The 26008-nt window shown below is 63.5% G+C and carries 22 protein-coding genes and 4 tRNA genes; 6 read left to right on the forward strand and 20 right to left on the reverse strand.

The features are described 5' to 3' along the window. Positions 1–13 precede the first annotated feature (13 nt). The 20 genes from IEV83_RS04435 to IEV83_RS04530 all read right to left on the reverse strand — a co-directional run bounded on the left by IEV83_RS04435 (position 14) and on the right by IEV83_RS04530 (position 21209). Positions 14–307, reverse strand: coding sequence for a 50S ribosomal protein L23 (locus tag IEV83_RS04435; RefSeq protein ID WP_181758801.1), 294 nt, complete (start codon positions 305–307; stop codon positions 14–16). Next, the gene (gene rplD, locus IEV83_RS04440) at positions 304–924 is read right to left on the reverse strand and encodes a 50S ribosomal protein L4 (protein ID WP_181758947.1); all 621 of its coding nucleotides are present in this window, start codon (positions 922–924) and stop codon (positions 304–306) included. Before rplD ends, IEV83_RS04435 begins: the two co-directional genes overlap by 4 nt. Beyond that, a complete protein-coding gene (gene rplC / locus IEV83_RS04445) occupies positions 924–1634 on the reverse strand; it encodes a 50S ribosomal protein L3 (RefSeq protein ID WP_181758800.1) in 711 nt (236 codons plus the stop codon). The genes rplD and rplC overlap by 1 nt, the downstream gene beginning before the upstream one ends. Before the next feature lie 23 nt (positions 1635–1657). Further along, complete coding sequence (gene rpsJ / locus IEV83_RS04450; RefSeq protein ID WP_067216522.1) at positions 1658–1966, reverse strand: 30S ribosomal protein S10; 309 nt, start codon at positions 1964–1966, stop codon at positions 1658–1660. A 58-nt stretch (positions 1967–2024) separates the two neighbouring features. Continuing rightward, positions 2025–3200, reverse strand: a complete 1176-nt coding sequence (gene tuf / locus IEV83_RS04455; RefSeq protein ID WP_181758799.1) for an elongation factor Tu — start codon at positions 3198–3200, stop codon at positions 2025–2027. A 49-nt stretch (positions 3201–3249) separates the two neighbouring features. Beyond that, complete coding sequence (gene fusA, locus IEV83_RS04460; RefSeq protein ID WP_181758798.1) at positions 3250–5325, reverse strand: elongation factor G; 2076 nt, start codon at positions 5323–5325, stop codon at positions 3250–3252. A 23-nt stretch (positions 5326–5348) separates the two neighbouring features. Beyond that, the gene (gene rpsG / locus IEV83_RS04465) at positions 5349–5819 is read right to left on the reverse strand and encodes a 30S ribosomal protein S7 (protein WP_181758797.1); all 471 of its coding nucleotides are present in this window, start codon (positions 5817–5819) and stop codon (positions 5349–5351) included. A 693-nt stretch (positions 5820–6512) separates the two neighbouring features. Then, a complete protein-coding gene (locus tag IEV83_RS04470) occupies positions 6513–6815 on the reverse strand; it encodes a regulator (RefSeq protein WP_181758796.1) in 303 nt (100 codons plus the stop codon). Between the two features lie 113 nt (positions 6816–6928). After that, positions 6929–11128, reverse strand: a complete 4200-nt coding sequence (gene rpoC, locus IEV83_RS04475) for a DNA-directed RNA polymerase subunit beta' (protein ID WP_181758795.1) — start codon at positions 11126–11128, stop codon at positions 6929–6931. Between the two features lie 101 nt (positions 11129–11229). After that, positions 11230–15372, reverse strand: coding sequence for a DNA-directed RNA polymerase subunit beta (rpoB, locus tag IEV83_RS04480; RefSeq protein ID WP_181758794.1), 4143 nt, complete (start codon positions 15370–15372; stop codon positions 11230–11232). Between the two features lie 192 nt (positions 15373–15564). Beyond that, positions 15565–15942, reverse strand: coding sequence for a 50S ribosomal protein L7/L12 (gene rplL / locus IEV83_RS04485; RefSeq protein ID WP_181758793.1), 378 nt, complete (start codon positions 15940–15942; stop codon positions 15565–15567). 60 nt (positions 15943–16002) lie between these two features. Next, positions 16003–16521, reverse strand: a complete 519-nt coding sequence (gene rplJ / locus IEV83_RS04490) for a 50S ribosomal protein L10 (RefSeq protein WP_181758792.1) — start codon at positions 16519–16521, stop codon at positions 16003–16005. Between the two features lie 335 nt (positions 16522–16856). Continuing rightward, the gene (gene rplA / locus IEV83_RS04495; protein ID WP_181758791.1) at positions 16857–17552 is read right to left on the reverse strand and encodes a 50S ribosomal protein L1; all 696 of its coding nucleotides are present in this window, start codon (positions 17550–17552) and stop codon (positions 16857–16859) included. Between the two features lie 4 nt (positions 17553–17556). Beyond that, entirely contained in the window at positions 17557–17988 is a 432-nt protein-coding gene (gene rplK / locus IEV83_RS04500; protein WP_181758790.1) for a 50S ribosomal protein L11, read from the reverse strand. 222 nt (positions 17989–18210) lie between these two features. Beyond that, positions 18211–18741 carry a transcription termination/antitermination protein NusG gene (gene nusG / locus IEV83_RS04505; protein ID WP_181758789.1) on the reverse strand — a complete coding sequence of 177 codons (531 nt, stop codon included), beginning with the start codon at positions 18739–18741 and terminating at the stop codon, positions 18211–18213. A gap of 32 nt (positions 18742–18773) precedes the next feature. After that, the gene (gene secE / locus IEV83_RS04510; RefSeq protein ID WP_181758788.1) at positions 18774–18971 is read right to left on the reverse strand and encodes a preprotein translocase subunit SecE; all 198 of its coding nucleotides are present in this window, start codon (positions 18969–18971) and stop codon (positions 18774–18776) included. A 104-nt stretch (positions 18972–19075) separates the two neighbouring features. Next, positions 19076–19151 (reverse strand) — tRNA-Trp (locus IEV83_RS04515). 566 nt (positions 19152–19717) lie between these two features. Further along, positions 19718–20893: an elongation factor Tu gene (tuf, locus tag IEV83_RS04520; protein ID WP_181758787.1), complete on the reverse strand. Its 1176-nt coding sequence runs from the start codon at positions 20891–20893 to the stop codon at positions 19718–19720. 142 nt (positions 20894–21035) lie between these two features. Beyond that, positions 21036–21109, reverse strand: a tRNA-Gly gene (locus IEV83_RS04525). 15 nt (positions 21110–21124) lie between these two features. Beyond that, positions 21125–21209, reverse strand: a tRNA-Tyr gene (locus tag IEV83_RS04530). A 208-nt stretch (positions 21210–21417) separates the two neighbouring features. Between IEV83_RS04530 and IEV83_RS04535 the strand changes: the two genes are divergently transcribed. From IEV83_RS04535 to IEV83_RS04560, 6 genes are all read left to right on the forward strand, one after another. Beyond that, positions 21418–22254: a TrmH family RNA methyltransferase gene (locus IEV83_RS04535; protein ID WP_181758786.1), complete on the forward strand. Its 837-nt coding sequence runs from the start codon at positions 21418–21420 to the stop codon at positions 22252–22254. 84 nt (positions 22255–22338) lie between these two features. Next, positions 22339–22414, forward strand: a tRNA-Thr gene (locus IEV83_RS04540). A gap of 219 nt (positions 22415–22633) precedes the next feature. Next, positions 22634–23329, forward strand: a complete 696-nt coding sequence (locus IEV83_RS04545) for an orotate phosphoribosyltransferase (RefSeq protein ID WP_181758785.1) — start codon at positions 22634–22636, stop codon at positions 23327–23329. Positions 23330–23667: 338 nt separating this feature from the next. Continuing rightward, entirely contained in the window at positions 23668–24114 is a 447-nt protein-coding gene (locus tag IEV83_RS04550; protein WP_181758784.1) for a c-type cytochrome, read from the forward strand. Between the two features lie 77 nt (positions 24115–24191). After that, positions 24192–25109 carry a c-type cytochrome gene (locus tag IEV83_RS04555; protein WP_181758783.1) on the forward strand — a complete coding sequence of 306 codons (918 nt, stop codon included), beginning with the start codon at positions 24192–24194 and terminating at the stop codon, positions 25107–25109. Between the two features lie 79 nt (positions 25110–25188). Continuing rightward, positions 25189–25971, forward strand: a complete 783-nt coding sequence (locus tag IEV83_RS04560; RefSeq protein ID WP_181758782.1) for an NAD kinase — start codon at positions 25189–25191, stop codon at positions 25969–25971. Positions 25972–26008: the final 37 nt, after the last annotated feature.

The following is a 26008-nucleotide window of genomic DNA, read 5'->3' on the forward strand; positions in this document are numbered from 1 at the left end:
CCTTACCCCGCCCTTAAAGGCCCGTGGTGACGTCGATGGACTGACCGTCCTGCAACGTCACAACCGCTTTCTTGACGTCGGACTGCTGCCCGAGGCGCCCGCGGAACCGCTTCTGCTTGCCCTTGCGGACCAGCGTGTTCACGGCCGTCACCTTGACCCCGAACAGGGCCTCGACCGCTGCCTTGATCTCAGGCTTGGTCGCGGTGTCGGAAACGTTGAACACAACCTTGTTCTGTTCCGATGCGAAGGTCGCCTTTTCGGTGATCACCGGCGAGACGATCGTGTCGAAGTGCTTCAGCGTCGTCATTTGAACCGCTCCTCCAGAGCCGACACAGCAGCCTTGGTCAGGATCAGCTTCTCGCGCCGCAGGATGTCGAAGACATTGATGCCCTCGATCGGCAGCACGTCGAATGCCGGGATGTTGCGAGCCGCCAGGCGGAAGTTGCCGTCGATCTCGCTGCCATCGATCACCAGCGCGTTGGAGAAGCCGAGCTTGTCCAGACGGGCGCTCAGCGCCTTGGTCTTGGCTTCGGTCGCCTTCGCCTCGTCGACGATGATCAGGCCTTCGGACTTCACCTTGGCCGAGAGGGCATGACGCAGGCCGAGCGCGCGGATCTTCTTGGGAAGATCATGGGCATGGCTGCGGACCACCGGTCCGTGCGCCTTGCCACCGCCGCGGAACTGCGGAGCCTTCTTGTTACCGTGACGTGCGCCGCCGGTACCCTTCTGGCGGACGAACTTCTTCGTCGTGCCGCTGATTTCCGAACGCTGCAGCGCCTTGTGCGTGCCCGCCTGGCGCTTGGCAAGCTGCCAGCGCACCACGCGGTGGATCAGGTCGGTGCGCGGCTCGAGACCGAAGATCTCATCCGACACCGTGATCGAACCGGCGGCAGCCCCTTCGAGGGTCTTTACCTCAAGTTCCATCACTCGCTCTCCTTCTCGACCGCCACGGCTGCTTCAGCAGCGCGAAACCCGCCGGGCATCGGCACGCCTTCCGGCAGCGCCTTCTTGACGGCGTCGCGAATGACGATCCAGCCACCCTTCGATCCCGGGACAGCGCCCTGGATCATGATCAGGCCGCGCTCCACGTCGGTGCGGACGATCTTCAGGTTCTGCGTCGTCACCTGCTCGGCACCCATGTGGCCGGCCATCTTCTTGCCCTTGAACACCTTGCCGGGGTCCTGGCACTGACCGGTCGAACCATGCGAACGGTGCGAAATCGACACACCGTGCGAGGCGCGCAGGCCACCGAAGTTGTGACGCTTCATGGCACCGGCAAAGCCCTTACCGATCGAGGTCCCCGTGACATCCACGAACTGTCCCTCGACGAAGTGGTCGGCCGTGATTTCGGCACCCACCTCGATCAGGTTCTCCTCGGAGACCCGGAACTCGGCCAGCTTGCGCTTCGGCTCCACCTTCGCGATCGCGAAGTGGCCCCGCATTGCCCGCGGCGTATTCTTAACCTTGGCCAGACCAGCGCCGACCTGCAGCGCGGTGTAACCATTTTTCTCTTCCGTCCGGTGAGCAACAACCTGACAGTTTTCGAGCTTCAGCACCGTTACCGGCACATGCTCTCCCGCATCATTATAAATGCGGGTCATGCCCACCTTCTGTGCGATCACTCCAGAACGCATCGACGTGTCCCCTTGTGAGCGCCTTACAGCTTGATCTCGACGTCGACACCAGCGGCGAGGTCGAGCTTCATCAGCGCGTCCACCGTCTGCGGCGTCGGATCAACGATGTCGAGGAGGCGCTTATGCGTGCGCATCTCGAACTGATCACGGCTTTTCTTGTCGATATGCGGGCCGCGAAGCACGGTGTACTTCTCGATCCGCGTGGGCAGCGGCACGGGGCCGCGCACTTGTGCACCGGTCCGTTTCGCCGTGTTGACGATCTCGCGGGTCGACGCATCGAGTACGCGATGGTCGAACGCCTTGAGACGGATCCGAATGTTTTGACCGTTCATGTCTCAGTCCCCATGCGGGCCGCGGTGCCGGGTATCCGGCTCCGCGGGTCTCGCTTTGTTACTCGATGATCGAGGCGACGACGCCGGCGCCAACGGTGCGGCCACCTTCGCGGATGGCGAAACGCAGACCGTCTTCCATCGCGATCGGCACGATCAGCGTCACCACAACCGACACGTTGTCGCCCGGCATCACCATCTCGGTGCCTTCCGGCAGCTCGACCACACCCGTCACGTCGGTCGTGCGGAAGTAGAACTGCGGACGGTAGTTGGTGAAGAACGGCGTGTGACGGCCACCCTCTTCCTTCGTCAGGATGTACGCCTCGGCGTTGAACTTGGTGTGCGGCGTCACCGAACCCGGCTTGCAAAGCACCTGACCACGCTCAACGTCCTCACGGCCGATGCCGCGGATCAGCGCGCCGATGTTGTCGCCAGCCTCGCCCTGGTCGAGCAGCTTGCGGAACATCTCAACGCCGGTCACCGTCGTCTTCTTGGTGTCACGGATGCCGACGATCTCGACTTCCTCGCCAACCTTGACCACACCGCGCTCCACGCGGCCGGTCACGACCGTGCCACGACCGGAGATCGAGAACACGTCCTCGATCGGCATCAGGAACGGCTGGTCAACCGGACGCTCCGGGGTCGGGATGTAGTCGTCGACCGCAGCCATCAGCTCGGAGATCTTCTCCGACCCGATCGCATCGTCACGGCCTTCCAGAGCGGCAAGCGCCGAACCGGCGATGATCGGAATGTCGTCGCCCGGGAACTCGTAGGACGAAAGCAGCTCGCGCACTTCCATCTCGACCAGCTCAAGGAGCTCCTCGTCGTCGACCTGGTCGACCTTGTTCAGGAACACCACCAGCGCCGGAACGCCAACCTGGCGCGCCAGCAGGATGTGCTCGCGGGTCTGCGGCATCGGGCCATCGGCCGCCGAGCAAACCAGGATCGCGCCATCCATCTGCGCCGCACCGGTGATCATGTTCTTCACGTAGTCGGCGTGACCCGGGCAGTCCACGTGAGCGTAATGACGGTTCTCCGTCTCGTACTCAACGTGCGCCGTCGAGATCGTGATGCCGCGCGCACGCTCTTCCGGCGCGCCGTCGATCTCGTCATACGCCTTGAAATCGCCGAACTGCTTCGTGATCGCAGCCGTCAGCGTCGTCTTGCCATGATCGACGTGGCCGATCGTGCCAATGTTCACGTGCGGCTTCGTCCGCTCAAACTTTGCTTTCGCCATCGGATTTCTCCGTACCTTCGTTCTTCAATTGATGTGGCGTTGACAGCACTCAGGCGAATTTCGCCTGAACTTCCTGCGCGACGGCCTGCGGAACCTGTTCGTAATGATCGAACACCATCGAGTACTGTGCCCGGCCCTGCGACATGGAGCGCAGGTTGTTGACGTAGCCAAACATGTTGGCCAGCGGCACCATCGCATTGACGACGGTCACCACGCCCCGGTTCTCGGTGCCGGTGATCTGCCCACGACGGGAGTTCAGATCGCCGATCACGTCACCCATGTAGTCTTCCGGCGTCACCACCTCGACCTTCATGACCGGCTCGAGAAGCTTCGGCGCCCCCTTGGCGATCGCCTCGCGGAAGCCGGCACGGCCGGCGATCTCGAAGGCCAACACGCTGGAGTCGACGTCATGGTAGGCACCGTCGATGAGCGTTGCCTTGATGTCGACCATCGGGAAGCCTGCCAGCGGACCGGAGGTCATGACGCTCTCGATGCCCTTCTGGACGCCCGGGATGTACTCCTTCGGCACCGCGCCACCGACGATGGTGCTCTCGAAGGAGAAGCCCTCGCCCGGCTCGCTCGGCTCGATGACGATCTTGATCCGGGCGAACTGGCCCGAGCCACCGGTCTGCTTCTTGTGGGTGTAATCCACTTCAGCCTGACGGGTGATCGTCTCGCGGTAAGCCACCTGCGGCGCGCCGATGTTGGCCTCGACCTTGAACTCCCGCTTCATGCGGTCGACCAGAATGTCGAGATGCAGCTCGCCCATGCCGGCGATGATCGTCTGACCGCTTTCCTCGTCGGTCTTGACGCGGAAGGAGGGATCCTCGGCGGCCAGACGGTTGAGAGCCAGGCCCATCTTCTCCTGGTCGCTCTTGGTCTTCGGCTCCACGGCGATCTCGATCACCGGGTCCGGGAACTCCATACGCTCCAGGATCACCGGCTTGTTGGCGTCGCACAGCGTGTCGCCCGTGGTGGTGTCCTTCAGCCCGGCGACGGCCACGATGTCACCGGCATAGGCGACTTCGATGTCCTCACGCGAGTTGGAGTGCATCTGCATCATGCGGCCGATACGCTCGCGCTTGCCCTTGACCGTGTTCAGCAGCGACACGCCCTTGTTCAGCACACCGGAGTAGATGCGGCAGAAAGTGAGCGAGCCGACGAACGGATCGTTGGCGATCTTGAACGCGAGCAGAGCAAGCGGCTCATCGTCGTCGGAACGACGGGTAACCTCTTCCTCGGACTTGGCGTCGATGCCCTTGATGTCCGGCACATCGACCGGGCTCGGCAGGTAATCGACAACCGCGTCGAGCAGCGGCTGCACGCCCTTGTTCTTGAACGCGGTACCGCACATCACCGGGACGAAATCGCCAGCAATGGTCCCCTTGCGGATCAGCACCTTGAGCTCTTCCTCGGTCGGCTCGTTGCCTTCCAGGTAAGCCTCCATCGCGGCCTCATCGGCCTCAACGGCGGTCTCGATCAAGAGATCGCGGTATTCCTGAGCCTTGTCGGCCAGGTCTTCCGGAATCTCGACCTCGTCCCACTGGGCACCGAGCGCCTCGTCGCGCCAGATCAGCGCCTTCATCTTCAGAAGATCGACCAGACCGGCAAAGTCGCTCTCGACACCGACCGGCACCTGCAGCACCAGCGGCGTAGCGCCGAGACGCTTCTTGATCATGTCGACGCAACGGAAGAAGTCGGCGCCGAGCTTGTCCATCTTGTTGACGAAGATCATGCGCGGGACGTTGTACTTGTCCGCCTGACGCCACACGGTCTCGGTCTGCGGCTCGACACCGGCGTTGGCATCGAGAAGCGCAACGGCACCGTCCAGCACGCGCAGGGAGCGCTCCACCTCAATGGTGAAGTCGACGTGACCCGGAGTGTCAATGATGTTCAGACGCTTCTCGCGCCAGAACGCAGTCGTCGCAGCGGAGGTGATGGTGATACCACGCTCCTGCTCCTGCTCCATCCAGTCCATGGTCGACGCACCGTCATGGGTTTCCCCAATCTTGTGGTTCTTACCGGTGTAGAACAGAATCCGCTCGGTCGTCGTGGTCTTGCCCGCATCGATGTGGGCCATGATACCGAAATTGCGGTAGTCTTCGATTTTGTGCGTGCGTGACATCGTGCCAGCCTCTTGCGGTCCGATTACCAGCGATAGTGCGAGAAGGCACGGTTGGCTTCCGCCATCCGGTGCGTGTCTTCGCGCTTCTTGACAGCGGAACCACGGTTGTTGGCCGCGTCCAGCAGCTCGCCGGACAGGCGATCAACCATCGTCGTCTCGTTCCGACCGCGCGCGGCGGCGATCAGCCAGCGAATGGCCAGCGCCTGACGGCGGTCCGCACGGACCTCGACGGGAACCTGGTAGGTGGCACCACCAACACGGCGCGAGCGAACCTCCACCTGCGGCATGACATTGTCGAGCGCATTGTGGAAGACCTCGACCGGATTCTGCCGGGCCTTGTCCTCGATAATATCGAACGCGCCGTAGACAATGCCTTCGGCGGCCGACTTCCGTCCATCATACATGATGGAGTTCATGAATTTCGTTACGACAACATCTCCGAACTTCGGATCGGGGATGATTTCGCGCTTTTCAGCCCTGTGACGGCGTGACATGGCAGATCCTCAGACCTTGAATTCCCAAAGTACCAACCTGGGGCTGGCCTTTTTGCGCTAACCCGGCAGCCCGAAAGGACCACCCTGAACCTTCACGCATCCAGCCTTTCGGCGGATGCAAACCTTTGGTTGCCCGGAAGAACCGGGCCAGACGAAGCGCAGCGGCCAAGAGTGGAGCCTTCACCACCCCCTGGAACACAGCGACCTCGCATCCACATGCGAAATCGCGCCGCTTCCCGCACATCAAGCGGGAAAGGCGCTGCAGACCGAGAGGACCACTTTTCAGCGGTCGTCCATTCGACGTTTCTTCGCCTCGCAATCCCGGCAGCGTTTAAGTCCGGATGGATCCAATGCCTGTCGCGTCGGATCTGACTGGTACTTACCGCCTGCCTTCGGGATGCGCGGAACCTACAGATACCCCCGCCTTCCGTCAAGTGCGGCGTGGAATTTTCTGCCTCCCGGCCCTCGGGCACACCGACCAGGAGAAATCCATGGCCAGCGCGCCGATTTTGGTAATTTTCGGAAAGACTGGCGGGTGATTTCTTGCCGGATCAACCGACAGGCCTCCGACCGGTTTCCTACCTTACGCCTGTCCGGCGTCAAGCAAACGCATCAGAACGGGAATCTTCAGAAAGTATCAATGATTCCGAGCCCCTTCGATTCTCCGGCGCGGCGGGATTCGCCGGAGAGGAGCTAGTCCCGATAGGTGATCACCGCGACCTCACCGTCGAGCGCGTCGCTGTAGGCGCTTTCGAAGGTCGGATCCTCCGGCATCTCGGTCAGAACACCGATCCGGTCGAGGTCCGCCTCCACGAACCCCTGCCCGGCCAACGCCTCCAGCGCGGCGCGCACCGCGCTGTCCTCGTCCGGCGCGCACAACAGGATGTTGACCGCCACATCAGGCGCCGGCTCCCCGTCCGCCTCTTCCCGGGCCTGACCAAGAATGATGTAGACCACCGGGGCGTCGCCCTCATCGAAGATGCTCTCGTTCGACATGATTTCTCGCTCCTTGCTGACCGGCCGCATCCTGCGGGGCCAAGCCGCCTTCTCAAAAAGAAGGGGCCGCACAATGGCGGCCCCGTCCGTATCGACACTCGTAATGACCGGGGTTACTCGGCAACCCCGGACAGATCCTCCAGCATCGGGTCCGCCTGAGCCGCGGTCGACGCGGCCCTGCGCGCCTCCAGGATCAGGTCGTCGCGGTGCTGCGCCACCTGGCGGATCCGGGTCATCATGCCGCCGGTACCGGCCGGGATCAGCCGACCGACGATCACGTTTTCCTTCAGACCCTCGAGCGTGTCCTGCTTGCCGTTGACCGCGGCTTCCGTCAGCACCCGCGTGGTCTCCTGGAAGGAGGCAGCGGAGATGAAGGACCGGGTCTGCAGGCTGGCCTTGGTGATGCCGAGCAGCACGGGCACGCCGGAAGCCGGCTTGCGCGCATTGTCGATCGCCCGCTCGTTGATCTCGTCCAGCTCCAGACCGTCGACCTGCTCGCCGTTGAGCAACTCGGTCTCGCCTGCGTCGGTGATCTCGACCTTCTGCAGCATCTGGCGAACGATCACCTCGATGTGCTTGTCGTTGATTACCACGCCCTGCAGCCGGTAGACCTCCTGGATCTCGTTGACGAGATAAGCCGCCAGAGCCTCCACGCCGCGAATGGCCAGGATGTCGTGCGGTGCCGGGTTGCCGTCGAGGATGTACTCACCCTTCTCGATGGCATCGCCTTCCTGCAGATGGAAGTGCTTGCCCTTCGGGATGAGGTACTCGACCGGCTCCAGGCTCTCGTCATGCGGCTCGATGATGATCCGACGCTTGTTCTTGTAGTCGCGTCCGAACCGGATCGTGCCGTCGATTTCGGCGATGATCGCGTGGTCCTTCGGACGACGGGCCTCGAACAGCTCGGCCACCCGCGGCAGACCACCGGTGATGTCCTTGGTCTTGGCGCTTTCCAGCGGAATACGCGCCAGAACGTCACCGGCCTTGACCTCGGCCCCGATCTGCACCGACAGGATCGCATCCACCGACAGCAGGGACCGGGCCTCACCGCCACGCGGCAGCTTGGCAATTCCGCCTGAGGCGTCCTTGACCACCATCGCCGGCTTCAGATCGTTGCCGCGCTGAGAGGTGCGCCAGTCGATGACCACGCGCTTGGTGATACCGGTCGCCTCGTCGGTGGTCTCCTGAACCGACACGCCCTCCACCAGATCCTCGGCATCGACGATACCATCGACCTCCGTGAGGATCGGCCGGGTGTAGGGATCCCACTCGGCGATCCGCTGGCCGCGCTTGATCTGGTCGCCATCGTCCACATGCAGCTTCGAACCGTAGGCGATCCGATGCACCGCCCGCTCGTTGTCGTCGGCATCAATGATCACGACGGCCATGTTGCGGGCCATGGCGATGAGGTTGCCCTCCGAGTCGCGCACGGCGTTGCGGTTGCGGATCTGCACCTTGCCATCGAAGTTGGATTCGATGAACGACTGGTCCACCACCTGCGCCGTACCACCGATATGGAAGGTACGCATGGTGAGCTGGGTGCCCGGCTCGCCGATCGATTGCGCCGCGATGACACCCACCGCCTCGCCGATATTGACCGGCGTGCCGCGTGCCAGGTCGCGACCATAGCAGGTCGCGCAGACGCCGCGCTTGGTCTCGCAGGTCAGCACCGAGCGGATCTTGATCATCTGGACGTTGGCCGCCTCGATGAGCTCGACCTCTTTCTCCTCGATCAGCGTGCCGCGCGGAACGATCACCTCGCCCGTCTGATGATTGACGATGTCCTCGGCCGCGGTCCGGCCCAGCACCCGATGTCCGAGCGAGGCAATGACCTGACCGGCATCGACGATCGCCTGAACGGTGATGCCGTTCTCCGAGCCGCAATCCTCCTCAAGGATGATCGAATCCTGCGCCACGTCGACGAGACGCCGGGTCAGATACCCCGAGTTCGCCGTCTTCAGCGCGGTATCGGCCAGCCCCTTACGCGCACCGTGGGTGGAGTTGAAGTACTCCAGCACGGACAGGCCTTCCTTGAAGTTCGAGATGATCGGCGTCTCGATGATCTCGCCCGACGGCTTGGCCATCAGGCCACGCATGCCGGCGAGCTGCTTCATCTGCGCGGGGCTACCACGGGCACCGGAGTGCGACATCATGTAGATCGAGTTGATCTGCTTCTGCCGGCCGGTTTCCTCGTCCCGCTGCACGGACTGAATCCGCTTCATCATCTCGTCGGCGACGCGGTCGGTGCACTTGGCCCAGGCGTCGACGACCTTGTTGTACTTCTCGCCCTGGGTGATCAGGCCGTCATTGTACTGCTGCTCATATTCCTTCACCAGGGCGGCGGTCTCGTCGACCAAGCCCGCCTTGGTGTCCGGAATCACCATGTCGTCCTTGCCGAACGAAATGCCGGCGCGGCAGGCATGGCCGAAGCCCAGACCCATGATCCGGTCGCAGAAGATCACGGTCTCCTTCTGCCCGCAGGCACGGTAGACCGCATCGATCATGCGGCTGATGTCCTTCTTGGTCATCAGCTTGTTGCACACGTCGAACGGCACTTCGTGGTGCATCGGCAGCAGTTCGCCGATCAACATCCGGCCCGGCGTCGTCTCGACGATCTGGCTGACCGGGTTGCCCTCGGCATCGACCGAATGCACCCGCCCCTTGATCTTGCTGTGCAGCGTCACCGTCTTGGTTTCGAGCGCGTGATGCAGCTCGCCGATGTTGCCGAACACCATCCCCTCGCCCGGCTCGCCATCGGCGATCAGCGACAGGTAGTAGAGGCCGAGAACGATATCCTGCGACGGCACGATGATCGGCGAGCCGTTGGCCGGGTGCAGGATGTTGTTGGTCGACATCATCAGCGTGCGCGCTTCGAGCTGCGCTTCCAGCGACAGCGGCACGTGCACGGCCATCTGGTCACCGTCGAAGTCGGCGTTGAACGCCGCGCAGACGAGCGGATGCAGCTGGATCGCCTTGCCCTCGATCAGGGTCGGTTCGAACGCCTGAATGCCGAGACGGTGCAGCGTCGGCGCGCGGTTGAGCAGCACCGGATGCTCGCGGATCACCTCATCGAGGATATCCCAGACCTCCGGACGCTCCTTCTCCACCAGCTTCTTCGCCTGCTTGACGGTCGAGGAGAAGCCCTTGGCGTCGAGCCGCGAATAGATGAACGGCTTGAACAGCTCCAGCGCCATCTTCTTCGGCAGGCCGCACTGATGCAGCTTCAGCTCCGGACCCACGGTGATCACCGAACGGCCCGAATAGTCGACGCGCTTGCCCAGAAGGTTCTGACGGAAGCGGCCCTGCTTGCCCTTCAGCATGTCGCTGAGGGACTTCAGCGGACGCTTGTTGGCACCGGTGATGACCCGGCCGCGACGGCCGTTGTCGAACAGCGCATCGACCGATTCCTGCAACATCCGCTTTTCGTTACGGATGATGATGTCCGGCGCGCGCAGTTCCATCAGCCGCCGCAGGCGGTTGTTCCGGTTGATGACGCGGCGGTAGAGATCGTTCAGATCGGAGGTGGCGAAGCGGCCGCCATCCAGCGGCACCAGCGGGCGCAGGTCCGGCGGAATCACCGGGATCACCGTCATGATCATCCATTCCGGACGGTTGCCGGATTCGATGAACGCCTCGACGATCTTCAGGCGCTTGGCCAGCTTCTTCGGCTTCAGCTCGGTCGTCGCCTCGGCGATTTCCTTGCGGATCTGGTCCCGTTCCTTTTCCAGGTCGAGCGCCATCAGCAATTCGCGGATGGCTTCGGCGCCGATCATGCCGGTGAAGGCATCCTCGCCATACTCATCCTGGGCGCGGATGAAGTCCTCTTCCGACAGAAGCTGGTTCGGCTTCAGCGGCGTAAGGCCCGGCTCGATCACCACGTAGTACTCAAAGTAGAGCACCCGCTCCAGATCCTTCAGCGTCATGTCCAGCAGAAGGCCGATGCGCGAGGGCAGCGACTTCAGGAACCAGATATGCGCCACCGGGGCAGCAAGCTCGATATGGCCCATGCGCTCGCGGCGCACGCGCGACAAGGTGACCTCGACACTGCATTTTTCGCAGATGACGCCCTTGTACTTCATGCGCTTGTACTTACCGCAAAGACATTCATAGTCCTTGATCGGTCCGAACACGCGCGCGCAGAACAAACCATCGCGCTCAGGCTTGAACGTACGATAGTTGATCGTTTCCGGCTTCTTGATCTCGCCAAACGACCACGACAAGATTTTCTCAGGGCTCGCGATCGAAATCTTGATGTGATCAAAGGTCTGCGCAGGAGCCTGCTGATTAAACAGGTTCATGACCTCATGATTCATGGGCTCTCTCCTCGAATGCGCGGACGGGGAGTGTGGATCGTGTCCCACTCCCCTCTCCGGCAATGCAGCATCTGGTGTCGCCAACCGTCATAGAGCGCGGATCATTCCGCCGCATCGACAGCCGGCACGCCCTGGTCGTCGGGCAGGTCCGTCTTCTCGTCCTTCAGCTCAACATTGAGCCCGAGCGAACGCATTTCCTTCACAAGAACGTTGAAGCTCTCCGGAATGCCTGCCTCGAAGGTGTCGTCGCCGCGCACGATGGCCTCGTAGACCTTCGTCCGGCCGGCCACGTCGTCCGACTTGACCGTCAGCATCTCCTGCAGCGTGTAGGCCGCGCCGTAAGCTTCCAGCGCCCAGACCTCCATCTCGCCGAAACGCTGGCCACCGAACTGGGCCTTGCCGCCAAGCGGCTGCTGCGTCACCAGCGAGTACGGTCCGATCGACCGGGCGTGGATCTTGTCGTCGACCAGGTGGTGAAGCTTGAGCATGTAGATGTAGCCCACGGTCACCTGACGATCGAACGCCTCGCCGGTCCGGCCGTCGAACAGGGTCGACTGACCCGATCCGTTGTACCTGGCCTGCTCCAGCATCGTGACGATGTCCGGTTCGCGCGCACCGTCGAACACCGGCGTCGCGATCGGCACGCCCGTCTTCAACTGATCCGCCAGCCGCAGCATCGACTCGTCGTCATAGTCGGCGACCGGCTCGCTCTTCGTGGTGTCGCTGAAGACCTCGACGATCTCCTGCTTCAGCGCATCGAGCTTGCCCGACCGCTTGTACTCCTCGTAGAGCGCGCCAATGCGCTTGCCCATGCCCGCGCAGGCCCAGCCCAGATGGGTCTCCAGGATCTGGCCGACGTTCATGCGGCTCGGCACGCCGAGCGGGTTGAGGACGATGTCCACATGCTCGCCGTCTTCAAGGAACGGCATGTCCTCGATCGGATTGATCTTCGACACCACGCCCTTGTTGCCGTGCCGGCCGGCCATCTTGTCGCCCGGCTGGATCTTGCGCTTCACCGCGACGAAGACCTTGACCATCTTCATCACGCCCGGCGGCAGCTCGTCGCCGCGCTGCAGCTTCTCCACCTTGTCGATGAAGCGCTGCTCAAGCCGGCGACGGCTCTCGTCATACTGACCGCGAAGCGCTTCCACTTCGCTCATCAACTTCTCGTCCTCGACGGCAATCTGCCACCACTGGGACCGCGGGAACTCGTTCAGCACATCGCCGGTGACCTCGGCGTTCTTCTTGAACTGCTTCGGTCCGGCAATGGCCACCTTGCCCAGCAGCATCTCGGCCAGACGACCGTAGACGTTGCGGTCCAGGATCGCCTGCTCGTCGTCGCGGTCCTTGGCCAGGCGCTCGATTTCCTCGCGCTCGATCGCCATCGCGCGCTCGTCCTTCTCCACCCCGTGGCGGTTGAAGACGCGCACTTCGACAACCGTGCCGGCAACCCCCGGCGGCAGCCGCAGGGAGGTGTCGCGCACGTCCGAAGCCTTTTCGCCGAAGATGGCGCGCAGAAGCTTTTCCTCCGGCGTCATCGGGCTTTCGCCCTTCGGCGTGATCTTGCCGATCAGGATATCGCCCGGGTGCAGCTCCGCACCGATGTAGACGATACCGGCCTCGTCGAGGTTCTTCAGCGCCTCTTCCGACACGTTCGGAATGTCCCGGGTAATTTCTTCCGGGCCGAGCTTGGTGTCACGGGCCATCACCTCGAATTCCTCGATGTGAATGGACGTGAACACGTCGTCGCGCACGATCCGCTCGGAAAGCAGGATCGAATCCTCGAAGTTGTAGCCGTTCCACGGCATGAACGCGACGCGCACGTTCCGACCCAGGGCCAGATCGCCCAGATCCGTCGACGGGCCGTCGGCGATGATGTCGCCCTTCTGGACGATGTCGCCGACCCGCACCAGCGGACGCTGGTTGATGCAGGTGTTCTGGTTCGACCGCTGGAACTTCATCAGCTGATAGATGTCGACGCCGGACTTCGACGGATCGAGATCCTCGGTCGCGCGAATGACCACACGGGTGGCGTCCACCTGGTCGACCACACCGGTCCGGCGCGCGCCGATGGCCGCGCCCGAGTCCCGCGCCACCACCGATTCCATGCCGGTGCCGACGAACGGCGCCTCGGCACGCACCAGCGGCACCGCCTGACGCATCATGTTCGAGCCCATCAGGGCGCGGTTGGCGTCATCGTTCTCAAGGAACGGGATCAGTGCGGCGGCAACCGACACCAGCTGCTTCGGCGACACGTCCATGAACTCCACCCGCTCGGGCGGCAGCAGCATGTTCTCGCCCGCATGGCGACAGGTGATCAGGTCGTTGACGAAACGGCCATCCTCGCCGATCTCGGCGTTGGCCTGGGCGATGTGGTACTTCGCCTCTTCCATCGCCGAAAGATAGACGGTGTCGGCGGTAACCACCCCGTCCTTCACCCGGCGATACGGGCTTTCGATGAAGCCGTACTTGTTGATGCGGGCGAAGGTGGCCAGCGAGTTGATCAGACCGATGTTCGGGCCTTCCGGCGTCTCGATCGGGCAGATACGGCCGTAGTGGGTCGGGTGCACGTCGCGCACCTCGAAGCCGGCGCGCTCGCGGGTCAGACCGCCCGGGCCAAGCGCCGACAGACGCCGCTTGTGGGTGACTTCCGACAGCGGGTTGGTCTGATCCATGAACTGCGACAGCTGCGAGGATCCGAAGAACTCGCGCACGGCCGCGGCCGCCGGCTTGGCGTTGATCAGGTCCTGCGGCATCACCGTGTCGATCTCGACCGAGGACATCCGCTCCTTGATCGCCCGCTCCATGCGCAGCAGGCCGACCCGGTACTGGTTTTCCATCAGCTCGCCGACCGAACGCACCCGGCGGTTGCCGAGGTTGTCGATGTCGTCGATCTCGCCGCGCCCGTCGCGCAGGTCGAGCAGCAGACGGATCACCGCCAGGATGTCTTCCCGGCGCAGGGTCCGCACCGTGTCCTCGCACTCAAGGTCGAGGCGCATGTTCATCTTCACGCGGCCAACCGCGGACAGATCGTAGCGTTCGGAATCGAAGAACAGCGACTGGAACATCGCCTCGGCCGTGTCCAGCGTGGGCGGCTCGCCCGGGCGCATCACCCGGTAGATGTCGAACAGCGCATCCTCGCGGCTTTCGTTCTTGTCGACGGCCAGCGTGTTGCGAATGTAGGCACCGGTGGTGACGTGGTCGATGTCGAGAACCGCAATCTCGTCATAGCCGCGATCGACCAGCTCGATCAGCATCTTCTCGGTGATCTCGTCACCGGCTTCCGCATAGATCTCGCCCGACGCCGGATCGACCATGTCCTCGGCCAGATACTGACCATGCAGGTCCTCGTCGGTGACCTTCAGCGCGGTGACGCCCTTCTCGCCGAGCTGACGCACGGTGCGGGCGGTGATCTTGCGGCCGGCCTCGACCACCACGTCGCCGCTGTCGGCGTCGATCAGGTCGAAGGAGGCCTTGCTGCCCTTCAGACGATCGCCGTCGAACGGAACACGCCATCCGCCACCTTGTGCGCGGGTGTACTCGATCCGATTGTAGAAGGTGTTGAGGATCTCTTCGCCGTCGAGACCGAGCGCCTTCAGCAGCGAGGTTGCCGGGATCTTGCGCCGGCGGTCGATACGCGCATGGACGATGTCCTTGGCGTCGAACTCGATATCGAGCCAGGAACCGCGATACGGAATGATGCGCGCGGCGAACAGCAGCTTGCCGCTCGAATGGGTCTTGCCCTTGTCGTGATCGAAGAACACGCCCGGCGACCGGTGCATCTGCGAAACGATGACGCGCTCGGTGCCGTTGACCACAAAGGTGCCGTTGTCCGTCATGAAGGGCATGTCGCCCATGTAGACGTCCTGCTCCTTGATGTCCTTGACGGACTTGGCGCCGGTGTCCTCGTCGACATCGAATACGATCAGGCGCAGCGTCACCTTCAGCGGCGCGGCGAAGGTCATGCCGCGCTGGCGGCATTCCTCGACATCGTATTTCGGTGCCTCGAATTCGTAGCTGACGAACTCCAGCAGCGCGGTCCCGGCGAAGTCCGAAATCGGGAACACCGATTTGAACACCGCTTCAAGCCCCTCGGCAAGACGCCCGGCCTCGGGCCGGTCGACTTGCAGGAACTGGTCATAGGACGCCTTCTGCACCTCGATGAGATTGGGCATCGCGGCGACTTCGCGGATCGATCCGTAGACCTTACGGACCCGCTTGCGACCGTTGAACGTGTGCGCCATTGTCGCTCCTCGTTTCGATCAAACACGGCTCTCCGAAAAGCCGGAACCGGCTCAACTGCCTGACGACAACCGTCGACGCGGCCCTTCGGAGAACCGTCCCTTGTAGGGACGGACACCCCGGACAGGAACTCCCGCCGGGGTCAGGGAAAGCGGCTCCGGCAAAAACCGGAGCCGCAGGGAGCAAAGCTCCGCTTACTTCAGCTCGACCTTGGCGCCGGCCTCTTCGAGCTTCTTCTTCAGCTCTTCGGCTTCGTCCTTGGCCACAGCTTCCTTGACGGTCTTCGGAGCACCCTCGACGAGGTCCTTGGCTTCCTTCAGGCCAAGACCCGTGATGCCGCGGACTTCCTTGATGACGTTGATCTTCTTCGCACCGGCGTCCACCAGCACGACGTCGAACTCGGTCTTCTCTTCGGCAGCGGCGCCACCGGCATCGCCACCGGCGACAGCGGCCACGGCGACGGGAGCTGCGGCGGACACGCCCCACTTCTCCTCGAGCATCTTGGACAGCTCAGCAGCTTCCATGACGGTGAGGGAGGACAGTTCTTCAACGATCTTTTCGAGATCAGCCATTTTACAAGTACCTTCTGGTTCGAACCGGAATCGGTTTCGACAGTGTGTTGATATTCCGCCTTATGCGGCCTCGTCCTTCTTGGCATACGCGCCGAACACCCGGGCGAGCTGCCCGGCCGGTGCGTTGACAACCTGGGCGATACGGGTTGCGGGGGTGGAGATCATGCCCACCAGCTTTGCCCGCAGCTCGTCCAGCGACGGCATGTCGGCAAGCGCCTTCACCCCGTCTGCGTCCAGGTTGGTCGAGCCCAATGCGCCGCCCAGAACCACGAGCTTGTCGTTGGTCTTGGCGAACGCCATCGTTGCCTTGGCAGCGGCAACCGGATCCTCCGAATAGGCGATCACGGTCGGGCCGCTGAAAAGATCAGCGATGTGTTCGAGCTCGGTGCCTTGAAGGGCAAGTTTCACAAGACGGTTCTTGGCGACTTTCACCGACCCGCCGGCTTCACGAACCTTGGCCCGCAGGGCCGTCATGTCCGACACCGAAAGGCCAGCGTAGTGCGCAACGACGACAACACCGGTGCTACCGAGCACCTGGTTGAACGACGCAACGAACTCGCGCTTTTCCGCTCTTTCCACTTGCCTACTCCATCTGGCGGCAAATGCCGCCGGTTTGTCTTTGCCGCCCGTCGGCGCCCCTGACGATCAGGAACTCCGGCGGACAACACCGAGGATCCTGCCCCCTCGCGAGCCATACGGCGCGGCAAGGACAAACGGTTCGAACCGTGCGGCAAGCCGCAATGATCGGTTCGCACCCGTCTATGCAGGCCCCTTGAGGCTTAAACCGACCGATGGACCAGCCACCGGCCTGCACCTGCAGTCTCGGACAGGACACCTGCCGTTTCCGGCAGGCGATCCGCCCGGCTCGGCCGGACGGAATTCTTGGGCGGCGCTGAAACCGGCGCCGCAGCAAATCAGGCGCTGACGGTCGACGGATCGATCTTCAGGCCGGGCCCCATCGTCGAGCTGATCGCAACCCGCTTCAGATAGGTGCCCTTGGCGCCCGTCGGCTTGGCCTTGATGACCGCATCGACAATCGCCTTGATGTTTTCGCTCAGCTTGTCCGTGTCGAACGAAGCCTTGCCGACGCCGGCGTGGACGATACCCGCCTTCTCGACGCGGAACTGCACGGCGCCGCCCTTGGCGTCGTTGACAGCCGTCGTCACGTCCGGGGTCACCGTGCCGATCTTCGGGTTCGGCATCAGGCCGCGCGGACCCAGAACCTTACCCAGACGGCCAACCAGCGGCATCATGTCCGGCGTGGCGATGCAGCGATCGAAATCGATCTTCCCCGCCTGGACTTCCGCCACCAGCTCTTCCGCACCGACGATATCGGCGCCGGCGGCCTTGGCTTCATCGGCCTTGTCGCCACGGGCGAACACCGCCACGCGCACCGTCTTGCCGGTGCCGTTCGGCAGCAAGCAGACACCGCGGACCATCTGGTCGGCGTGACGCGGGTCGACACCCAGGTTCAGGGCGATCTCGACGGACTCGTCGAACTTCGTGGTTGCCCGCTCCTTGACGAGAGCCAGCGCCTCATCCAGTGCGTACAGCTTGTTCCGGTCAAGGCCCTCGCGAGCGGCCCGGATGCGCTTTCCTACCTTCGCCATCGTCTTACTCCGTGACCTCGATACCCATCGACCGGGCGGACCCTTCAACCATCAGCATGGCCGAATCGATGTCGTTTGCGTTCAGGTCCTTCATCTTCGCTTCCGCGATCTCGCGAACCTGGTCACGGGTGACCTTACCGACAAAGCCGCCCTTGCCCGGCGTCTTGTGGCCCGACTTCACGCCCGACGCCTTCTTCAGGAAGAAAGCCACCGGCGCCGTCTTCACCTCGAAGGTGAACGAGCGGTCGGAGTAGTAGGTAATGATGGTCGGGCACGGAGCGCCCTTTTCCACATCCTGGGTCTGCGCGTTGAACGCCTTGCAGAACTCCATGATGTTCAGGCCGCGCTGACCGAGCGCGGGACCGATCGGGGGCGACGGCGTCGCCGAGGCGGCCGGCACCTGCAACTTGATGTAGCCTTCAATCTTCTTCGCCATGAATCTCTCCAAACTGGCGTTGCCGGCGAACCGGCTTTTCAGATCAGGTGGTTCGGCCTGGCGCGTCCGGCGAAGGATACGCGCCTCACCTCCCACCCGGGAGCGGAGCCGAAGCTCCTGGTTTCACCTCTTGCGAGGTGACATCCGACGATCACTCGCCGGAAATCGCTTCAAACCCGGCCCGCCCGCCCCTCAGGGACACGCCAACCAGGTTCCGGCAAGTCAGAGCTTTTCGACCTGACCGTATTCCAACTCGACCGGCGTCGCCCGACCGAAGATCGAAACCGCCACCTTGAGGCGGGCCCGCTCGTCGTCGACTTCCTCGACGTGACCGGAGAAGGACGCGAACGGCCCATCGGACACACGAACCTGCTCGCCGATCTCGAAGCTGACGGACGGCTTCGGGCGCTCGACGCCTTCCTGCACCTGATGCAGGATGCGGTGCGCCTCGGCCTCGGAAATCGGGATCGGTTTCTGATCCGCTCCGAGGAAACCCGTCACCTTCGGGGTATTCTTGATGAGATGAAACCCTTCGTTGGTCATCTCCATCTTCACCAGGACATAGCCCGGGAAAAACTTCCGCTCCGCGTCGACCTTGCGGCCGCGACGCACCTCGACGACCTTCTCGGTCGGAACGAGGATTTCCTCAAACAGGTCTTCAAGCCCCTGCTGCGCCGCCTTCTCGCGGATAGCTTCCGCGACCTTCTTCTCGAAGTTCGAATAGGCGTGGACGATGTACCAGCGCTTTGCCATAGCCTCTCAATCCGTTTGTGATCCGGTCCGGCTCAATTGCCGAGACCGAGGAGCAAGCCGACTCCCTGGCCCATCAGCCAGTCAGCAAGCAGAAAGAAGATGGCGGCGAGAAACACCATGATGAACACCATGACGGTGGTCACAGCGGTTTCCCGGCGCGTCGGCCACGTCACCTTCGACGTTTCGGACCGCACCTGCTGGATGAACGTGAAAGGATTTGTCTTCGCCATTCAATTGCCGGTCTTTTCACGACGCGCGGGCGCGCGGACGTATCCACGCGCCTTGGTCGGAAGTCCTAATTAAGGCCGAATGGCCCGTCGATCAAGAGCAAAGGTGGCAGGGGCGGAGGGACTCGAACCCCCGGCCCTCGGTTTTGGAGACCGATGCTCTACCAACTGAGCTACACCCCTAGACCTTCTCTGGATGGGGACGTCTTAGAGAAAAACCCCTCCCGCATCAAGCGCGAAGTCGCCCGAATGAAAAGAAATTCACAGGCCTGAGATTTTTTGCCGGTTTCCTGCCGAATTTGTCTGTGTGCGCCCTTGCTTTAGAAGGACGCAGAACACACCGCAGCCGGTCACGACATGCGGAAGCGCGGTAAAACGCGAAAATCATCGACACCTTGCGGCGGATTCCGATCCGCCAGCCCGCACCACCCCACTCCGCCTCGCCTGAGCAGACGCCTCCGGCCCCGATTCCCGACCTCTCGGATGATTCGCCGGCTGCCTATCCCATTGATTCGGCGGCGCATATGCCCGGCGGCAGCGCCGATTCGCGCGCCCCCCTCGCCAGGACACTGCCCGCCCCGGCGCCGCACAAGATGCGCCGCGATCCGCATCGCCGACCGAGAACAGACCACCCGCGACGCATGACGCAACGCCTGACACAAAAAACGCGCGACCGGTCGCCCGATCGCGCGTTCAAATTTCGATGCGGGCCGCGGTGCCGGGTATCCGGCTCCGCGGGTCTCGCTTTGTTACTCGATGATCGAGGCGACGACGCCGGCGCCAACGGTGCGGCCACCTTCGCGGATGGCGAAACGCAGACCGTCTTCCATCGCGATCGGCACGATCAGCGTCACCACAACCGACACGTTGTCGCCCGGCATCACCATCTCCGTGCCTTCCGGCAGCTCAACCACACCCGTCACGTCGGTCGTGCGGAAGTAGAACTGCGGACGGTAGTTGGTGAAGAACGGCGTGTGACGGCCACCCTCTTCCTTCGTCAGGATGTACGCCTCGGCGTTGAACTTGGTGTGCGGCGTCACCGAACCCGGCTTGCAAAGCACCTGACCACGCTCAACGTCCTCACGGCCGATGCCGCGGATCAGCGCGCCGATGTTGTCGCCAGCCTCGCCCTGGTCGAGCAGCTTGCGGAACATCTCAACGCCGGTCACCGTCGTCTTCTTGGTGTCGCGGATGCCGACGATCTCGACTTCCTCGCCAACCTTGACGACACCGCGCTCCACGCGGCCGGTCACGACCGTGCCACGACCGGAGATCGAGAACACGTCCTCGATCGGCATCAGGAACGGCTGGTCAACCGGACGCTCCGGGGTCGGGATGTACTCGTCGACCGCAGCCATCAGCTCGGCGATCTTCTCCGAACCGATCGCATCGTCACGGCCTTCCAGAGCCGCAAGCGCCGAACCGGCGATGATCGGAATGTCGTCGCCCGGGAACTCGTAGGACGAAAGCAGCTCGCGCACTTCCATCTCGACCAGCTCCAGGAGCTCCTCGTCGTCGACCTGGTCGACCTTGTTCAGGAACACCACCAGCGCCGGAACGCCAACCTGGCGCGCCAGCAGGATGTGCTCGCGGGTCTGCGGCATCGGGCCATCGGCCGCCGAGCAAACCAGGATCGCGCCATCCATCTGCGCCGCACCGGTGATCATGTTCTTCACGTAGTCGGCGTGACCCGGGCAGTCCACGTGAGCGTAGTGACGGTTCTCCGTCTCGTACTCAACGTGCGCCGTCGAGATCGTGATGCCGCGCGCACGCTCTTCCGGCGCGCCGTCGATCTCGTCATACGCCTTGAAATCGCCGAACTGCTTCGTGATCGCAGCCGTCAGCGTCGTCTTGCCATGATCGACGTGGCCGATCGTGCCAATGTTCACGTGCGGCTTCGTCCGCTCAAACTTTGCTTTCGCCATCGGCGTCGCTCTCTGTCCAACTTGCGGTTAAGTCTATCAAACTCGATAAAGACCCGACCACCTCAGGGCGGCGGATATCTCTGGCCCGGCAAGCACACTGCTTTCGCGCCGCCATCGCCTTACGGGCATTGAACTCGACAAGTGGAGCGGGTGAAGGGAATCGAACCCTCGTCGTCAGCTTGGAAGGCTGCTGCTCTACCATTGAGCTACACCCGCCGCCGGCCGGGGGGATGGTGGAGGAGGTTGGATTTGAACCAACGTAGGCTAAGCCAACGGATTTACAGTCCGTCCCCTTTAACCACTCGGGCACTCCTCCGAGTCACCGTCCCCGTCGCCGAAGCGTTCTGGATGGCTTCACGAAAACGCCCCGCAAAACAATCGCGAGGCCGCTTCCGTGGCGCGTTTATGCAGAACCCGATTATGGGTGTCAACGCCCATTTGCCGTTCATTGACACAAAATCGGTTTCTCCACGCTTTTGCCTTTCCGCTTGCCCGCCCGGCAAGGCCGGGATATGCGCAGCAACATGACAAAACCAGCACTCAAGACTAACGCGGGCGCGCGAGCGCGCAAAGGCGGCTTCGGCAAAAACGGCGGACGCGGACCTGGGGATTATCGCCGGCGCGGCGGCGCGCAGGGCGGGAGCGACGGGCCGATTCTCCTTTATGGCCTGCACACCGTCGAAGCGGCCTTCGCCAATCCGGACCGCCGCCGGCACCGTCTGTTCGCCACCGACAATGCGCTCAACCGCCTCGCTGAGCGCGGCGTGCGCCCCGATGTTCCTGTGGAAAGCGTCACCCCGCGCCGGCTCGACGGCATGGTCGGGCGCGATGCGGTGCATCAGGGTGTGGTGCTGGAGGCCGATCCCCTCCCCCCTTATGGCGCGGAGGACCTGGGCCGCGCCCGGCTGGTGCTTGCCCTCGATCAGGTCACCGATCCGCATAATGTGGGTGCGATTCTGCGCTCCGCCGTGGCCCTGGCCGCCGATGCGGTGGTGACCACCGAACGGCACGCGCCCGAGGAAGGCCCGGTGCTGGCGAAATCCGCCTCCGGTGCTCTCGACATGATTCGTCACGTGCGGGTGAAGAACATGGCCCGCTTCATTGGCGAGATGCGCGAAGCCGGCTTCCAGTGCGTCGCCCTCGACAGCGCCGGACCGGAGACCCTGGAGGCCACCGCCTTCGGCGACAAGGTGGTGCTGGTGCTCGGCTCCGAAGGCAAGGGAGTACGCGCGGGCGTGCGCGAGGCCTGCGATACCCTTGCCCGGCTCGACATGCCCGGCGCGATCCAGTCGCTCAACGTCTCGAATGCGGCGGCTCTTGCGCTTTATGTGGTGCGCCGCGCCCTGTCGCCGACGGGATAAGCCACAGGCCATGCAATTCACCGCCGATTGCATGACAAAACAGGGATGCGCACGCAGCGAACCTGTGTTAGAAGCGCCCCGTTTGCCGGTATAGCTCAGCTGGTAGAGCACCTGATTTGTAATCAGGGGGTCGCGGGTTCGAATCCTGCTGCCGGCACCACAGTTCCCCCGATTGGCCTCGTTGCGCCGGTTGCCGCCTTTGACTCATGGGCACCGGACACTGCCCCTGAAGCCGCCGCCCGGCGGGCATGCCTGCCCGCAAGGCGCGAACGCGCACAACCAGCGGCCCCCGCCGCGGCAGGCCAGACGGCAGACGACCCGCTCCCACGGAGCAGACCGACGGACCAGACTGGCACATGGCGCAGCAAAGGACAGGCAGATGACCCCGATCAGCTTCCCGGACCCCGATTTCATCGCCCGGCAAACCGCGAAGATGCTGCTGGAGGTCAAGGCGGTGCATTTTCGCTCCGACGAGCCCTACAAGCTGACCTCAGGCCTGGTAAGCCCGGTCTACATCGACTGCCGCCGGCTGATTTCCTACCCGCGCCTGCGCGCCGCCCTGATGGATTTCGCCACCGCGACCATCCTGCGCCAGGTCGGCTTCGAATCGCTCGACGCGGTGGCCGGCGGTGAAACCGCGGGCATTCCCTTCGCGGCCTGGATCGCCGAACGCATGGGCCTGCCCATGCAGTATGTGCGCAAGAAGCCGAAGGGCTTTGGCCGCGACGCGCAGATCGAGGGCGTGCTCAGCGAGGGCGACCGGGTACTTCTGGTGGAAGACCTGACCACCGACGGCGGCAGCAAGGTGAAATTCGCCGAGGCCCTGCGCACCGCCGGCGCCAACGTCACCGACGCAATCGTCATCTTCTTCTACGACATCTTCCCCGACACCCGCGAGGCGCTCGCCAAGCATGACCTGCGCCTGCATTATCTCGCCACCTGGCGCGATGTGCTGGCCGCCGCGCGCGAGGGCAACCACTTCCCGCCCGAGACCCTCGCCGCGGTGGAGGAATTCCTCAACGATCCGCTCGCCTGGTCCGGCGCCAATGGCGGGGTCGACCGAATCTCGGTCTGATCCCGGCACCTGCCGTTTCTCCTCCGGCGGCATCGCACATGACGACGTCGCCGGAAGGCTCTTCGCCAGCGCGGCACAGCGGCTGGCGCGCAACCATCCCGACGCTTCACCTTCCTGCCTCTTCGCCTCCCCGGGCGACCTGACGGGCCCGCCCCGGCGTCGCGCGCCGCCCACCATTTCCCGTCATGCGTGTTTTAACGCGCGCCTCTTGACCTGCGATTTCGGTGCGCGACACTGTACCCGTCACATATTCGTGACAATTCCTGCCTTGAGTGCGCGCGGGGAAGTGTGGATCGTCCCCAGTTCGCGGCATCGCGCCGCAGTCGAAGGAGAAACTGATGCTGAAGCTTTGTGCACGCGGTCTGGCGATCGCCCTCCCCCTTGCCCTGCTGGCTGGCCCCGCCGCTGCCGACCCGATCGAAACCCGGCAGAACATCATGAAATCCGTGGGCGCGGCCACCGGGACGCTCGGCAAGATGATCAAGGGCGAGATTCCCTACGATGCGACCGCCGCCAACATGGCCATGCGGGTGCTGTTCACCGCGCCCTCCGGCTTCGTCCATCAGTTTCCCGACGGCACGCAGACCGGCGGCAAGACCGAGGCCAGCCCGAAGATCTGGGAAGACCGCGCCGGCTTCGAGAAAATCGCCGCCGACATGGAGATGGCCGCGCTTGCCGCCATTCCGGCCGCGTCCGGCGGGCTTGACCAGCTGAAAGGCGCGTTTGGCTCGGTGGCGCGCAACTGCAAGGCCTGTCACGAAGGCTACCGCATCCAGAAAAACTGATTTATCAAGGGAATGGCCCGCCAGCGCCGGTTTCTTCCGGCGCCCCCGGCGGGCCTCATGCTGACCTGGAGGCCTCTATGTCCCGCCGGACCATCCGCCGTTCCCTTGGTGTCTTCCTGCTGCTGATCGCGGCCGGTCTCTACCTGACGACACCCGACCGCGTGGCGCCGGAGACCATTCCGGACCACACTCCCGATCTGGCCAACGGCGAGCGCATGTTCTGGGCCGGTGGCTGTGCCTCCTGTCACGCCGCGCCCGGCGCCAAGGGCGAGGCCAAGCTGATTCTCAGCGGCGGCGTGGAGCTGAAGACGCCTTTCGGGGTCTTTCGCGTGCCCAACATCTCTCCGGCGAAGGGAGCGGGAATCGGCGACTGGAGCCGCGACGATTTCATCAACGCCATGCTGCGCGGCACCTCGCCGGAGGGCCAGCACTACTACCCCGCCTTCCCCTATGCCTCCTATCAACGGATGCGGGTGGAAGACGTCATCGACCTGAAGGGGTTCCTCGACACCCTGCCCGCCTCCGACAACGCAGTCGCCGCTCACGATCTGGCCTTCCCCTTCTCGTTCCGCAGCGGCCTCGGCTTCTGGAAGCTGCTGTATCTCGATGGCAAGCCGTTCACCCCGCCCGCCGGCGCCGATGAGACCGTGGCGCTTGGCGCCTATCTCGCCGAAGGTCCGGGCCATTGCGCCGAATGCCACACCCCGCGCAGCCTGCTCGGCGGTTTGAAGCACGACCGCTGGATGGCCGGCGCGCCCGATCCCGAAGGCGGCGACGGCCGGGTGCCGAACATCACCCCTTCCAGCGACGGCATCGGCAGCTGGAGCGCGGCGGACATCGCCTATTTCCTGGAAAGCGGCTTCACGCCGGAGTTCGATTCGGTCGGCGGCAGCATGACAGCGGTCCAGGAAAACTGGCACAATCTTGCCGCCAGCGACCGGGAGGCGGTCGCCGCCTATCTGAAATCCTTGCCGGCGCTGCCGAAGCAGCCGTAGTCGCGGGATGATCGGCGACAATTCGCCTGCGGATGGCCTGCCGTCCCGGGACGTGCTAGGCCAACAGCAAGGGGGCGGCATGGACTTGCAACTGGGCAACATCGAAAAACTGGCGTTTGTCTCCAGCGAGACCTGCGAGGCGGATGACGCGCGCGACATGTTCGAGCGCCGCTACGGCGCCCACGATCCGAAAACGGCGGATGTGATCGTCGCCCTCGGCGGCGACGGCTTGATGCTGCAGACCCTGCACCGCTACATGAACACCGGAAAGCCGATCTATGGCCTCAACCGCGGCTCGGTTGGCTTTCTGATGAACGAGTTTGGCGAGGGTGATCTTGTCGAGCGGATCCGCACCGCCGTGGTCAGCCGCATTCACCCGCTGGTGATGGACGCCACCGACACCTCCGGCCACATTCATTCCGCCCTCGCCATCAACGAGGTGTCGCTGCTGCGCCAGACCCATCAGGCGGCCAAGCTGCGCATTTCCGTCGATGAGCGGGTGCGCATGGAAGAGCTGATCTGCGACGGGGTTCTGGTGGCGACACCTGCCGGCAGCACCGCCTATAACCTCTCCGCTCACGGCCCGATTCTGCCGATCGACGCGCAGCTTCTGGCCCTCACCCCGATCAGCGCCTTCCGCCCCCGGCGCTGGCGCGGCGCGCTGGTCCCCAATCATGTGAAGGTGCGGATCTCCGTTCTGGAAAACGGCAAGCGGCCGGTGAGCGCGGCCGCCGACTACACCGAAATCCGAGACGTGACCGAGGTCGAGATCCATGAGGACAAAACGTCGAGCAGTCTCATTCTGTTCGATGCGGATCACAACTGGGAAGAACGAATCCTGACGGAGATGTTCCGCTACTGACATCTCCACCGCCGGTTCGCCGGCAGACGCTTCGCGT

The sequence above is a fragment of the Stappia taiwanensis genome (genome assembly GCF_014635285.1).
Classification (GTDB): domain Bacteria; phylum Pseudomonadota; class Alphaproteobacteria; order Rhizobiales; family Stappiaceae; genus Stappia; species Stappia taiwanensis.

Coding starts and splice junctions, on each gene's coding strand:
- IEV83_RS04435 (WP_181758801.1), bottom strand. CDS start 307: ATGACGACGCTGAAGCACTTCGACACGATCGTCTCGCCGGTGATCACC.
- rplD (WP_181758947.1), bottom strand. CDS start 924: ATGGAACTTGAGGTAAAGACCCTCGAAGGGGCTGCCGCCGGTTCGATC.
- rplC (WP_181758800.1), bottom strand. CDS start 1,634: ATGCGTTCTGGAGTGATCGCACAGAAGGTGGGCATGACCCGCATTTAT.
- rpsJ (WP_067216522.1), bottom strand. CDS start 1,966: ATGAACGGTCAAAACATTCGGATCCGTCTCAAGGCGTTCGACCATCGC.
- tuf (WP_181758799.1), bottom strand. CDS start 3,200: ATGGCGAAAGCAAAGTTTGAGCGGACGAAGCCGCACGTGAACATTGGC.
- fusA (WP_181758798.1), bottom strand. CDS start 5,325: ATGTCACGCACGCACAAAATCGAAGACTACCGCAATTTCGGTATCATG.
- rpsG (WP_181758797.1), bottom strand. CDS start 5,819: ATGTCACGCCGTCACAGGGCTGAAAAGCGCGAAATCATCCCCGATCCG.
- IEV83_RS04470 (WP_181758796.1), bottom strand. CDS start 6,815: ATGTCGAACGAGAGCATCTTCGATGAGGGCGACGCCCCGGTGGTCTAC.
- rpoC (WP_181758795.1), bottom strand. CDS start 11,128: ATGAATCATGAGGTCATGAACCTGTTTAATCAGCAGGCTCCTGCGCAG.
- rpoB (WP_181758794.1), bottom strand. CDS start 15,372: ATGGCGCACACGTTCAACGGTCGCAAGCGGGTCCGTAAGGTCTACGGA.
- rplL (WP_181758793.1), bottom strand. CDS start 15,942: ATGGCTGATCTCGAAAAGATCGTTGAAGAACTGTCCTCCCTCACCGTC.
- rplA (WP_181758791.1), bottom strand. CDS start 17,552: ATGGCGAAGGTAGGAAAGCGCATCCGGGCCGCTCGCGAGGGCCTTGAC.
- rplK (WP_181758790.1), bottom strand. CDS start 17,988: ATGGCGAAGAAGATTGAAGGCTACATCAAGTTGCAGGTGCCGGCCGCC.
- nusG (WP_181758789.1), bottom strand. CDS start 18,741: ATGGCAAAGCGCTGGTACATCGTCCACGCCTATTCGAACTTCGAGAAG.
- secE (WP_181758788.1), bottom strand. CDS start 18,971: ATGGCGAAGACAAATCCTTTCACGTTCATCCAGCAGGTGCGGTCCGAA.
- tuf (WP_181758787.1), bottom strand. CDS start 20,893: ATGGCGAAAGCAAAGTTTGAGCGGACGAAGCCGCACGTGAACATTGGC.
- IEV83_RS04535 (WP_181758786.1), top strand. CDS start 21,418: ATGACAAAACCAGCACTCAAGACTAACGCGGGCGCGCGAGCGCGCAAA.
- IEV83_RS04545 (WP_181758785.1), top strand. CDS start 22,634: ATGACCCCGATCAGCTTCCCGGACCCCGATTTCATCGCCCGGCAAACC.
- IEV83_RS04550 (WP_181758784.1), top strand. CDS start 23,668: ATGCTGAAGCTTTGTGCACGCGGTCTGGCGATCGCCCTCCCCCTTGCC.
- IEV83_RS04555 (WP_181758783.1), top strand. CDS start 24,192: ATGTCCCGCCGGACCATCCGCCGTTCCCTTGGTGTCTTCCTGCTGCTG.
- IEV83_RS04560 (WP_181758782.1), top strand. CDS start 25,189: ATGGACTTGCAACTGGGCAACATCGAAAAACTGGCGTTTGTCTCCAGC.